The sequence below is a fragment of the Roseovarius dicentrarchi genome (assembly GCF_003316635.1).
GTDB lineage: Bacteria > Pseudomonadota > Alphaproteobacteria > Rhodobacterales > Rhodobacteraceae > Roseovarius > Roseovarius dicentrarchi.
The window spans coordinates 1-10,853 of the sequence record NZ_QNQP01000004.1 but is presented as its reverse complement, the minus strand read 5'-3'; the positions used below and the strand labels follow the sequence as shown (position 1 = coordinate 10,853).

The window sequence follows — 10,853 nt, the reverse complement described above, 5'->3', positions numbered from 1 at the left end:
GACATGCCATCTTACTTTCAGGACCGACTGAATATCGCACTTGTGTCGATTGCGCTGATCGGGCTGGCCGCCGGGCTGGCGCTGTGGGCGTCGGGGCGCGACGATCTGGCCGATATGGTCTGGATCGCCGGCGTGGTTCCGGTTCTGACCGCGCTGGTGGTGGAGATTGTGCGCAGCCTGGCGCGCGGCGATGTCGGGCTGGATATCGTGGCGGCGCTGTCGATGACCGCCGCGCTGGTGTTCGGCGAAACGCTGGCGGCGGCGGTGGTCGCGCTGATGTATTCCGGTGGCACCTTTTTGGAAAGCGCGGCCGAGCGGCGCGCCCACCGCGAGATGAGCGATCTTTTGTCGCGTGTGCCGCGCACCGCCACCCGCCATGAAAACGGCGCGCTGGTCGAGGTGGATCTGGACGCCATCACGCCCGGCGATCTGCTGCTGATCCGGCAGGGCGATATCGCCCCCGTCGATGGCACGGTCGAGGGGGCGGGCGCGCTGCTGAACCAGTCCGCCCTGACGGGCGAGGCGATGCCGGCCCGCCTGCCCCCCGGCGGCGCGGTGATGAGCGGATCGACCAACAGCGGCGATGCGTTCGACCTGCGCGCCACCCACCGCGCCTCCGACAGCACCTATGCCGGCATTGTCCGGCTGGTTGAGGCGGCGCAGAAATCCAAGGCGCCGATGGTGCGTTTGGCCGACCGCTATTCGCTGGTGTTTCTGGTCGTCACCGTCGCAATCGCCACCGCCGCGTGGTGGTTCAGCGGCGATCCGATCCGCGCGGTGGCCGTGCTGGTCGTGGCCACGCCCTGCCCGCTGATCCTGGCGGTGCCGGTCGCGCTGGTTGCCGGCATGTCGCGTGCGGCGCATTTCGGCGTGCTGATCAAGGGCGCTGGCCCGCTGGAGGCGATGGCGCGCATCCGGTCCGTGATCCTGGACAAGACCGGCACGTTGACCGATGGGCGCCCCCGCATCGTGGCGATCAAGGCCCAGTCAGAACTGGGCGAGGATGACATCCTCTATTTTGGCGCCGCGCTGGATCAGGCCTCGAAACATCCCATCGCGCAGGCCATCGTGGCCGCCGCGCAGGAGCGGGGCATCACCCTGCCCGTCCCCGACAGCCCGGTCGAGCTGCCGGGCGCGGGCGTGACCGGCATGGTCGATGGTCGCCGCGTGGCGGTGGGTGGCGCGGATTTCGTGCTGAAGCAGACCAGCGCCGCGCATCCGAACCACCCCGCCACGTCAGAGGCCGAAGTCACCGTTGCGGTCGCCGTGGATGGACGGCTTGCCGGGTATCTGGTGATGGCCGATATGCTGCGCAGCGGCACCGGCGGGTTTCTGGCCGGGCTGCGCCGCATCGGGATCGGGCGCATTCTGCTGGCCACGGGCGACCGGCAGGCAGTGGCCGATGATGTGACCGGCGGTCTGGATCTGGACGCGGTTCAGGCGCAGCTGTCACCGGATCAAAAGGTGCAGCTGGTGCTGGCCGAACGGGCGCGCGGCCCGGTGATGATGGTGGGCGACGGCGTGAATGACGCGCCCGCGCTGGCGGCGGCGGATGTGGGCGTGGCCATGGGCGCACGCGGCACGGCGGCCTCCGCCGAGGCGGCGGATGTGGTGCTGCTGGTCGACCGGCTGGACCGCCTGCTGCCGGGGCTGGAGGTGGCGCGCGGCGCGCGGCGGATCGCGCTGGAAAGCGTGATTGTGGGCATCGGTCTGTCGATTCTGGGCATGATTGCCGCCGCACTGGGCTATCTCAGCCCGGTGCAGGGCGCGCTTTTGCAGGAGGTGATCGACGTGGCGGTGATCCTGAACGCACTGCGGGCGCTCAGGATTGCGCCCAAAACGGTCGCCTGACGGGCTGCCGGCACCGCCATGTAAGGGCGCAGCAGTCGGCCAATGCCGACCGCCGCACCCCCCCGACTACAGCCCGTAGTGTTCGCGCGCGTAGTCGCCAAGGCCAACGGCATCCAGCTTGTCCAGCGGGGCCAGGAACGTGACATGTATCACCCCCGGCGCGCGGCCGATTTCAATCGCGCCGTTCACGGTGGCGCGGTTGCGGATTTCGGCCACGGTGACATCCAGCAGCCTGGCGGCCCGCGCCAGCCCGTTGTCGATGGCATCATTCAGATTGGCGGCTGTACCGATGACCGAGATCGGCGCCAGCGGCGCGATGTCGCCCACGCCCCAACGTTCCGCAAGGCGCCGGCCCTTGGCCATCTCCTCGGCGGTGAAGGGTTTGGCCATGGGCGGCAGATCCTCCTCCAGCGGGAACAGAACGGGGCCGTCCAGCGGGTAGTCCTTGACCACTTCGACCTGCAAGGTCACAGCGCCGGAAACGTCCATCGTGTGACCGGCAATTTCGCCATCGCCCTGCCCTGCGTGCATGTCGCCCATATAGACGCCCGCGCCCTTGACCTTGACCGGGCAGACGATGATCGCGCCGGCGCGCACCGCGTCGATATCCATGTGGCCGTCTGTCTTATGCTCGGCCAGCTGTTCGGCGGTAATGGCATATTCATGCGGCGCGCCCACAAGGAAGGCGCCGAAATCGCCGGCATTGTGGCTGTCGGGCATCGGCATCGACGGGCATGTGCCCAGCTGCCCAAGGAAGGGGCGCATCCGGACCAGCGTGCCGGGCATGTCCGACGGCGCATAGTTCAGGATCGAATGCTGGCGGCTGGCATCGGGCAGCGCCGAATAGTGATCGGCCTGCATCGCAATCGTCTCTGCCGCCGCCTTGGGCAGGGTCAAACCGACGCTGCGGGTGTCGTCGAAGGTGACGGTATAGCCATGCACGATCTCGAACGGGGTGACCGCATTGCCGCATTTGTCACATTTCACCGATTGCCCGCCGACACCCTCGATATGCGTCTCGGGCGCGATGGTATCGCACACCGGGCAGCGCGCGGCGACGTAGGGATCGCCCAAACAGAACCCCTCGGGCGAATTGTCATGGCCGGACGCGGTGGCGATGGAGGTCACGGTGATATCGCGGATGCGAATGGCCACCGCATCCCCCACCTCGGCCCCCTCGACATACACCGGTTGCGTCACCTCATGCCCGCCGCGCAGGCGGGGGGTGATCATCGGGCCCCAGCAGCCCGGCGCGGTATTGGCGATGATCGTGCCGCCATCCTCAAGCGGGCCAAGCATGGGCGCGCCGGGGTCCAGCACGCTGTTGGTGAACGCATCAACGACAAGGCTGCGCCGGGCTGCGTGGTCTGTTTTGGCTCCGTCTGGCATGGTGTCCTCCGCTGGTGTTGCTATTTGCTGATGTCAGCTTAACTTGCAATTCTCGGCAGGCAAGGCGCGTAATGACGCGCCGGCCGCCGGTGGATGTTACCTAAAACGGCGGGCAAAAGATATGGAACTGAACTCGGACTTCTCGCAGGCCGCGCTGGTGCATTCGGATCGTTTGCCGTGGCACGCCTCCCCGTCGGCGGGGGTGTCGCGGCGGATGCTGGACCGGATCGGCGACGAAGTGGCGCGCGCCACCAGCATCGTCCGCTTTGACGCCGGTCACAGTTTTGTCCCCCACACCCATGGCGGAGGAGAGGAGTTCGTGGTGCTGGAGGGGGTCTTTCAGGACGAGCATGGCGATTACCCGGCAGGCACCTATGTGCGCAATCCGCCAACCAGCCGGCACACGCCCCGCTCGGATGCGGGCTGCACCATCTTTGTCAAGCTGTGGCAGTTTGCCCCCGAGGATCGCCACCAGTTTCGCAAGGATATGCGCGCCGGGCTGGCGACAGTGGCGCCGGGTGTGCAGCGCGCCGAATTGCACAAGGATGCGCAAGAGGTCGTCAGCTACACGCGCCTTGACCCCGGCGCCGCGCTGGATGTGGACGCGCCCGGCGGGATCGAGCTGCTGGTGCTGGAGGGGGCGCTGACCCGGCAGGGCGGGGATCTTCGCACAGGGTCATGGCTGCGCCTGCCGGAGGGTCAGGAACTGTCAGCCGTGGCAGGCGCAAATGGGGCGGCGCTGTGGATGAAAACGGGGCATCTGCGCCACGTGGCGGCGCCTGATACCTGATCTGGACCGCAGCCCCGGCAACCCCGGTTGCCGGGCGACGCCTAGCGCGCCTGCCCGCGCCGGATATGCACCCACGCAATCCGCGTGATGACCGCCCAGACCACGATGCGCAGGATCATCACCGCCCCGGTGCGCGGCTCGTATGCGCCGCCCTGCTGGATGTGAATGCACAGCGCCACCGCGACCAGAAACGTCACCGCCAGAATGGCCAGCGATATCCACACCGCCGAACGCTCGCGCCGCAACAGGCCCACCCCGGCAAGGATATAGACAAACCCGGCCATGAAATTGAAGCGCAGCACAAACGGCACCACATCGCCGATGGCCGCATCACTGGCAAACAGCGCCCGCCCCCCGGCGAACACTGTCAAAAGCCCGAAAACGATGGCGACAACGCCGGTGATTTGCAGCACGCGCTGGGCCTTGGTTGGGGTCGTCATGTCAAATGTCCTCAGCTAGTTTCCAGCCGTCCGCGCCGCAGGTGACACAGCGTATCGAACCGGTCGTATATCCTGTCGTCATGGGCCACCGCAATGATGCGGGCGCCCTGTTCCGTCGCCAGTTTGCGCAGAAGATCCATGACGATACCAGCCCGTTTGCTGCCGGGCGCCGCTGTCGGCTCGTCCGCCCGAATGATGCGCGGGCTGTTGACCGGCGCACGCGCGACGGGGGCGGAGTTGTCCGCCATTCTCATCATACGGGCGACATTGGCCATGGCGTCCAGAAACGGCAAAAGAGTTCGAAACTGAAAGATGAGGCCGATCTTGTGCAGCCGCAGCTTGCGCAGATCGCCGCGCAGGCGCGCGGTTGTCAGAAATCACCAAGCCGTCCAGCGTCGCTTTGCCCGTGTTAGTGTTCAGTTGTTCTGTCACCCCGTTTCAGTGGTTCTGTCACCGGAAGTGGCCAGCAGTTCGCGGGAGTACCGGGACCGTCCGTTGACATTCGGTAGCGCTATTTGCGACGATAGGTCTTGCGATACCAATCCCAGATTGCGGTCTTTCTGACGCGGCGGCTTTCCTCGAAGTGTTCGGCCACGTCATCAGCGATTTGCGGGAAGGTCAGGCGGTCGATGCGGGCAAGGATGAAGGCGCGCAGTTCGGGATCATTTTCGATCTTGGGGGCGCGTCCCGAACGATGCTGCCTGCGGTGTTCGGTGATGGGCGCAGAACAGGACGGTGCGGCGGCGGCAAGGCCTTGGGCGATGCTGGCGCGCACATCCATCTGAGTGGCGACAGCGCGGGCCAGCGCAGCCGACATATCATCCAGCGCCCCGCGCATCAGCTCAAGCTCGGCGTCCAGCTGGTGGACGGATTTAGACAGGTCGCGAGCACCCTCTTTAACACCCGTTGAATTGCCCTCCATACCGGCTTCCCTTGTGCCATGCGTTCGTCGGCCCGTGCCAGCCAGCGGCGCACGGCTGTTTCAGACGCCCGGACTGTGCGAGCGATTTCTGACACGCTCACGCCCTTGAAGCGCAGATATTGAGCGGTCCACGGCTTTGCCAGTGGCACTTGGCGTTGCCGCGCGGGGATCTGTGCCAGCGCCTTGGCGCGTTCCAGCCCGACCAACTGCGCCAGCTTGGAATCTTCACGCGGGTTCTCGCCAATGTTGAGCTGCCCGCCGCCAAATCGCAGAAGGAATGTCAGGGTCAAGTCAGGGCCAAGGATTGCGACATAGGGAGCGATCTGGGCGGGTGGTTTGGGCGGGATAGGAACAAGAGCGGTCACGGGCTTTACCTCTGATGGTTTTTTGGTCAGAATGAACGCCATTGGCGCGACACGGTGATATTCTCCCGGCCGTTGCCCGGTCTTTGGATCGGTGCGCTATGCGGGGTTGCTGGCTTGACCAGAAGGGGAGGCCCCGCCGCCAATAAACCAGCCCATCGCGCCGCCAAGTTCATAGCTTGGACCGTTTCGGACGTTCAGGACGGGGGCTTTTTTCCTGTTTCATTACCGCATACTTTCGGGTTGGGTCGATACGCGCCCCGACCATGCGGGGAGAACGGCACAAGCCGGGACGCGCGCGGGCCTGCGCACTCTGAAACGCAGGCCAATCAGCCGGGGCCATGCCAGCCCGGCCAATTCCTAATTCGCCAGCCGGTCGATGGATATGCCCAGCTGCGCACAAACCGCTTCGGCAAGCGGCGATCCTTTGGCCTGCGCATCCGCGCCGCGTGGCGGGCCGCTGGGCAGGATGCTGCCGCCCTTCGCGTATGGCGTGGCGGTATTAATGAATGCATCAAAGCTGGCCTCATCCATCCGGCAAAGCTCGGGCGCCCAATCCTTCATCGGTCCGGTCAGATAGTCACGCCGAAAGGCGTCATCGACGTGTGATTGCGCGCGGGCCTCGCGCATGGTCGCGGCCTGTGCGTTGCGATCCGTCATCAGGCTGTGCAGCGCCTCAATCGGCACATATCGGCGCGGGTCCGGGCGCGCTTGTGCCATCTGGGCATCGTCCCTGGACGTTGCTTCCATGTGTTCCACCAGTGCGCGCAGAATTTCATCTTCGGGCGTTTCGGGCGGCAAGCCCAGCATTTTGGCGATGCTTTGGGCAAAGGTCATTTCGTCTTGGGGCATGGTGTCTTCCTGAGATGCGAGGGCGGTAAGGTGCAGGTTCGGGGCATGAACAAGGCCCGCGCCCTTCAATTTGACGATACGTTGATCCAGCCGGTTGTAGAGGATCGACGGGCTGAGATAGCGATACTCGCGATTGGCGATCAGATCGGCTGCGCGCGCGGTCCATTCCACGCGGCCCCATAAGCCGTCTTTGCGCGCTTGCAGTTCCTTGATCCAGCCCGCCGCCGGAACCGGCCCGGACGCCTTGGACCTGTCGTTCTGATGCTCATAGTCGATCGGCAGATCAATTCGGCCCGCCTCGAATTGTGCCATGACGGTTTGCGGATCAGTCAGATCAAAGCTGCGCCCATCACGCCCGACGATGCGCCCGGACGGCAAAAGGTGGACCCATTCGGGCGCGCCTTTTCCGCCCAGATCGCGGTCGCAGATCGCTGTTGCAAAGCCGCTCATGGATCAGACCACGAACGGCGTTACGATCAGCTCGGCGGTGCCCTTCCACGGGTTCGAGCCGCCGCCGTCCGAAGTTTCGGTATTGACCACATGCAGAGCGGCGCTTTCCAGCGTCGGCGGCACAACTAGCGTCGTCGGATTGATGCCCAGAATGCGGCCATCGTCGCTGCGGAAATTCATCATTGCGGCGCGCGCCGCCGCATAGTTTGCCGGTGTCAGTTCCGCCTTGCTGGCGAATGCCAGCTGCCAAAGACCAAAGCCCGCGTTGACACGCGCATTCACGCCATAGAGGAATTCATTGTTCATGAATACGTTGTCATCGCCCGCCGATGTCTTCGCCTGAAACTGATAGCCTTCGCGTTCCTGCCAGATCAGCGGGCGCACAGAACGCGACGTGTCCAGAAGATACCAGGGCGCGCCGGTGCCGGTCTGCATATTGCTGACCGAAACTTTGCCGTCCTTTTGCGGATGATCCGCATCAAAGAAGCTCTGCCCGTCATAGCACTGGCTTTCAAAGCCATCCGCCAGCAGGCCGAAAATCAGTTCTTCGGGATGATTGCGCGCAAGGTGGCCCATTTCCGCAAAGCTGGGTTTGAAGACGCCCAGCCGGTCATCCATAATGTCATTGCGATGGACCGAAACCGTGCTTTCAAAGTCGCGGTTGACGATCTTGAAGCTATGCGCGCTCAGCCCGTGAACGTGGCGCGGGCCAATCCATTCGCGCAGCTGCGGAAACTGACCAATCCAGCCATAGGTTTCATCGCGCCCGCTGCTGGGGACTGTCATCGCAACCTTGTCGGAATGCGTCGGGGCGGCAAGATAGGCGTCAGTGTAAACGGTTTTGAAGCCGCTATAAACGAGGTCAAGAGATTGGGCGTTGATGAGCATGGCGGATTTCCTGAAGGCTGCGATTGCGCGCCGCGATGCCGCGGCGCTTCGCATCATCCTAAGAAATCCATAACCTCCGGTTCAGCCCAAACCGTGATGGGCCGCCACGTCCCTGAGTTTTCCGCCTTGATGAGTTCGTGCCATCATCGCCAGTTTTCGGCGCAGATCAACCGCAATTCGCAATCGCTACCGACAGGGCGCGCACAGCGCGCGATTTGAATACCATTTAAAGGGGTCAGGAAGCCCGGAAGCGATTTTTGCGGCCGTGTGATGCCAAACGGCCCTGAACGGCGCTTACAGCCGCTTTTCTGCGCCGAGCGAAAAAGGGGCGGCACATCAAGCGCCGCCCCTGTTCAATTTCCATGCTGCGCCTGCCTATGCGGCGCGGGCCTTCATCGCCTTGAGCGCCGTGATCGCATGGGCCGCGCGCGTTGCCGTCAGAAAGCGCAGGCTGGACACTTGGAAGCTGCGCAGCAGCCACTTGTTCAGTTCATCCTCGCCCGCCACATGGCGCGTGTATTCGGCCCAGAGCGCGCGGATCAGCTCGCACTGGGCAAAGCTCGCCATGCCCTTGCGGGTGCCGTAATCCTGACCGCGCGCCTTCATAGGCGCAAAGCCCATCCACTCGAAATACCCCATGACGATTTCAAAGCCGCTTTGATCCAGTTCCTTGGCGCTGGTCGCGCCGGTCAGATGGACAAGCGCCCCACGATAGTGGTTATCGCTCAGCCCCAGCTTGGACTTGGCGACATGCAGGATTGCCAGCTGTTTGCGCGAAAGGGTCATTGCGTATCCTCCTGATAGACGGGTTCAAGGTCATTCAGGGCGGTGGCCAGTCGCATTGACCAAGGCGCGGCTTCATCGGTTGTGGCCCGCGCCAGAAGCTCCAGCGCCCCACCTATGTTATCGGTCGAATATTCAGCGGCGCGCGAAAAAAACATGAGCGCTTGATTGATCAGCGCAAGCGTCAGCTCCGCCTCTTTGGCGTCGTCACGCATCTTGTTCAGATCGCCTTCATGCATGTGCAGCGTGATCGGCGCACCGCGCAGTTCTGCCCGGATTTCTTCAACGGTTTTGCCCGGCAGATAGAAAGCCTTGCCTTCGCGCGCGTTTTTCACGCGGTAATCTTCCGGTGCGGTCATTGCAGGCCACCTTTCCGCGCATCAGGATCGGAAATTTCCGCACGGGCCAAGATCGGTGCGAGGGTGCGCCTTATTCCTTCGGCCTTTTCAGCATCCGCTTTCATGGCGGCGACCAACTGCGCCAGCTGCTCGCCTGCGCTTTCGTCATCGCTCAGCATCAACTCGGCAATGCTGTTGGCATAATTCCAGAACACCGTGGGAAACTGCGCCATCAAGCCCATAAGTTTGCGGGTTGGCTCAACTTCTGATGCCTGCATCGGCATGTAAATGATCACATCACGATCAGTCATTTAGAAGCTCCCTTCGGCGCAAGTTTCATATCAATAATCGCGGCTTTGACGTGTGCCAGTGTCGGAACGCCGTCACCTGCGAACAGCTGTGCGATGGTTGCGATATTCTCGACATTGCGCAGCCCGCCTGCCTTTCGGGCGATAGCGTGAAGCGCGTCCAGAAACGCAGGGGCTTCAAATGCAGTGCCGCGCACAATCGCTGCCACATCGGCGCGGGTGGCCTCGGTCACGACGACAGGCCGCCGAATGCGGCTTTGCAGCTGCGGCATTTTACGAATTGCGCCGGGCAGGTTCAGATCACCGCAGAACACCAGCTTGAACGCGCCTTCATCGGCGGTCGCGCGCAGCCATTCAAAGGCTTCGCCAACCTGCCCGGTTTTGCGGTTCTTCTGGTCAAGATACTGGGCTTCATCGACCACTAAAATGCAACCCGCTCCGAAATTTCTGGCAACAATAAAGCGGGCTTCTGCCAGCGAATTGAATTTCGGTGCGCCGAAACAACCGCCCCAGAGGCGCATCATCGACGTGGCGAAATTCCATGCGGTGCCTTCACCCCGCGCCGCCTGAATATACTGGGCCTGCTGCCCCAAATTGTCGCAAAAGCGCTTTACGCTCGCGCTTTTGCCGATACCCGGCGCGCCTGCGATCATCGACATTGCCGGGCTGGGCAAGCTTTGCACCAGCTCCAGCGACCGCATGATATCACACGACGTTTCGGTATCTGCCCAATCGCCGATGGTGCGCGGTGCGCTATCGGTCTTGGCAAGTCTCAGATGGTCTGCCATTCTGGCCTCCGTTCAGGTTGCGGGCCTTGCCCGCGCTTCAGTCGGCATGGCGGCGGTGCAACGCCGTCATGCCACCCCGTCGCCCTTTGCGCGCTGTGCGCGCATCGCGGCGTCAAAGTTCCGGTAAAATTCTTCTGGCACGGTCTCGTTTTCGACGGACGGGGCCGCGATCTTGTCACGCAACGGCGCGCCGAACCGCGCGCCGACAACCTTGCGGGCCGGTTCCGGTGCGATTTCCGCATCCTCGATATCCAGATAGGAATAGGCGGCGCGCAGTTCGGTATCAGACAGATATTCGTTCGCTGCATCGGCCTGCGCGGTCTTTGTCCGGGCCTCTTTACGCAGCCGCGCCGCCTCTCGGATGCCGCTTTTGCTGCCATATGCGCCCCGCTCGACAACGGCGATGCCCTCGGCGATCAGATCCCCAGCTTCATCAAAAGCCAGTGCTGGCTGGGATAGATCATCAGGATTGCGGCCCAGCAGAATGCGCTTGCCGGTCCCATGATAGGGCAACAGCATGTCTTGCGTCATCGGCCCGCCATAGGTCCAGTTATCGACCTTCACGCGGCCTTCACGATCTACCGCAACCGGCGTGTAGATCAGCCCGGCCAGATAGGCTTGGCGCGCAGTAGGCTTCGCAACAACGCGGTGCGACAGGCCGGCCGCAAAAATATCATCGTATGAGCGGCCCC

13 protein-coding genes are annotated in these 10,853 nt (G+C 63.4%); 2 read left to right on the top strand and 11 right to left on the bottom strand.

What is annotated here, in order from left to right; translation table 11 throughout:
- The first annotated feature begins 3 nt into the window (after nucleotides 1-3).
- Nucleotides 4-1,851, top strand: a complete 1,848-nt coding sequence (locus tag DQ230_RS03760; RefSeq protein WP_113911177.1) for a heavy metal translocating P-type ATPase — start codon at nucleotides 4-6, stop codon at nucleotides 1,849-1,851.
- 66 nt (nucleotides 1,852-1,917) lie between these two features.
- Here DQ230_RS03760 and DQ230_RS03755 read toward each other — a convergent pair whose 3' ends face one another.
- Nucleotides 1,918-3,240, bottom strand: coding sequence for an acetamidase/formamidase family protein (locus DQ230_RS03755; RefSeq protein ID WP_113911176.1), 1,323 nt, complete (start codon nucleotides 3,238-3,240; stop codon nucleotides 1,918-1,920).
- A 121-nt stretch (nucleotides 3,241-3,361) separates the two neighbouring features.
- On the opposite strand from DQ230_RS03755, the gene DQ230_RS03750 reads away from it, so the two are divergent.
- Entirely contained in the window at nucleotides 3,362-4,030 is a 669-nt protein-coding gene (locus tag DQ230_RS03750; RefSeq protein ID WP_113911175.1) for a cupin domain-containing protein, read from the top strand.
- 41 nt (nucleotides 4,031-4,071) lie between these two features.
- Here the strand turns inward: DQ230_RS03750 and DQ230_RS03745 are convergent, their stop codons facing one another.
- The 10 genes from DQ230_RS03745 to DQ230_RS03695 all read right to left on the bottom strand — a co-directional run.
- Entirely contained in the window at nucleotides 4,072-4,470 is a 399-nt protein-coding gene (locus DQ230_RS03745; RefSeq protein WP_113911174.1) for a hypothetical protein, read from the bottom strand.
- A gap of 11 nt (nucleotides 4,471-4,481) precedes the next feature.
- A complete protein-coding gene (locus DQ230_RS03740) occupies nucleotides 4,482-4,718 on the bottom strand; it encodes a P-loop NTPase family protein (protein ID WP_203227989.1) in 237 nt (78 codons plus the stop codon).
- Between the two features lie 263 nt (nucleotides 4,719-4,981).
- Nucleotides 4,982-5,392, bottom strand: a complete 411-nt coding sequence (locus tag DQ230_RS03735; RefSeq protein WP_113911172.1) for a hypothetical protein — start codon at nucleotides 5,390-5,392, stop codon at nucleotides 4,982-4,984.
- Nucleotides 5,393-6,114: 722 nt separating this feature from the next.
- Nucleotides 6,115-7,056: a phage protease gene (locus DQ230_RS03725; protein WP_113911170.1), complete on the bottom strand. Its 942-nt coding sequence runs from the start codon at nucleotides 7,054-7,056 to the stop codon at nucleotides 6,115-6,117.
- A 3-nt stretch (nucleotides 7,057-7,059) separates the two neighbouring features.
- A complete protein-coding gene (locus DQ230_RS03720; RefSeq protein WP_113911338.1) occupies nucleotides 7,060-7,944 on the bottom strand; it encodes a Mu-like prophage major head subunit gpT family protein in 885 nt (294 codons plus the stop codon).
- A gap of 375 nt (nucleotides 7,945-8,319) precedes the next feature.
- Nucleotides 8,320-8,730 carry a regulatory protein GemA gene (locus DQ230_RS03715; protein WP_113911169.1) on the bottom strand — a complete coding sequence of 137 codons (411 nt, stop codon included), beginning with the start codon at nucleotides 8,728-8,730 and terminating at the stop codon, nucleotides 8,320-8,322.
- Nucleotides 8,727-9,086 carry a hypothetical protein gene (locus DQ230_RS03710; RefSeq protein WP_113911168.1) on the bottom strand — a complete coding sequence of 120 codons (360 nt, stop codon included), beginning with the start codon at nucleotides 9,084-9,086 and terminating at the stop codon, nucleotides 8,727-8,729. The genes DQ230_RS03715 and DQ230_RS03710 overlap by 4 nt, the downstream gene beginning before the upstream one ends.
- Nucleotides 9,083-9,361: a hypothetical protein gene (locus DQ230_RS03705; RefSeq protein ID WP_162497352.1), complete on the bottom strand. Its 279-nt coding sequence runs from the start codon at nucleotides 9,359-9,361 to the stop codon at nucleotides 9,083-9,085. Before DQ230_RS03705 ends, DQ230_RS03710 begins: the two co-directional genes overlap by 4 nt.
- Nucleotides 9,362-9,372: 11 nt before the next feature.
- A complete protein-coding gene (locus DQ230_RS03700; RefSeq protein WP_162497351.1) occupies nucleotides 9,373-10,026 on the bottom strand; it encodes an AAA family ATPase in 654 nt (217 codons plus the stop codon).
- Nucleotides 10,027-10,227: 201 nt separating this feature from the next.
- Nucleotides 10,228-10,853, bottom strand: a 626-nt coding sequence (locus tag DQ230_RS03695) for a hypothetical protein (RefSeq protein WP_162497350.1), incomplete at its 5' end; no start/stop codon positions are given.

Bases quoted from the DNA above. Each gene is read 5' to 3' on its own strand.
- DQ230_RS03750 (WP_113911175.1), top strand. From the start codon at position 3,362: ATGGAACTGAACTCGGACTTCTCGCAGGCCGCGCTGGTGCATTCGGAT.
- DQ230_RS03760 (WP_113911177.1), top strand. From the start codon at position 4: ATGCCATCTTACTTTCAGGACCGACTGAATATCGCACTTGTGTCGATT.
- DQ230_RS03720 (WP_113911338.1), bottom strand. From the start codon at position 7,944: ATGCTCATCAACGCCCAATCTCTTGACCTCGTTTATAGCGGCTTCAAA.
- DQ230_RS03755 (WP_113911176.1), bottom strand. From the start codon at position 3,240: ATGCCAGACGGAGCCAAAACAGACCACGCAGCCCGGCGCAGCCTTGTC.
- DQ230_RS03735 (WP_113911172.1), bottom strand. From the start codon at position 5,392: ATGGAGGGCAATTCAACGGGTGTTAAAGAGGGTGCTCGCGACCTGTCT.
- DQ230_RS03725 (WP_113911170.1), bottom strand. From the start codon at position 7,056: ATGAGCGGCTTTGCAACAGCGATCTGCGACCGCGATCTGGGCGGAAAA.
- DQ230_RS03745 (WP_113911174.1), bottom strand. From the start codon at position 4,470: ATGACGACCCCAACCAAGGCCCAGCGCGTGCTGCAAATCACCGGCGTT.
- DQ230_RS03700 (WP_162497351.1), bottom strand. From the start codon at position 10,026: ATGATCGCAGGCGCGCCGGGTATCGGCAAAAGCGCGAGCGTAAAGCGC.
- DQ230_RS03740 (WP_203227989.1), bottom strand. From the start codon at position 4,718: ATGGCGGACAACTCCGCCCCCGTCGCGCGTGCGCCGGTCAACAGCCCG.
- DQ230_RS03710 (WP_113911168.1), bottom strand. From the start codon at position 9,086: ATGACCGCACCGGAAGATTACCGCGTGAAAAACGCGCGCGAAGGCAAG.
- DQ230_RS03715 (WP_113911169.1), bottom strand. From the start codon at position 8,730: ATGACCCTTTCGCGCAAACAGCTGGCAATCCTGCATGTCGCCAAGTCC.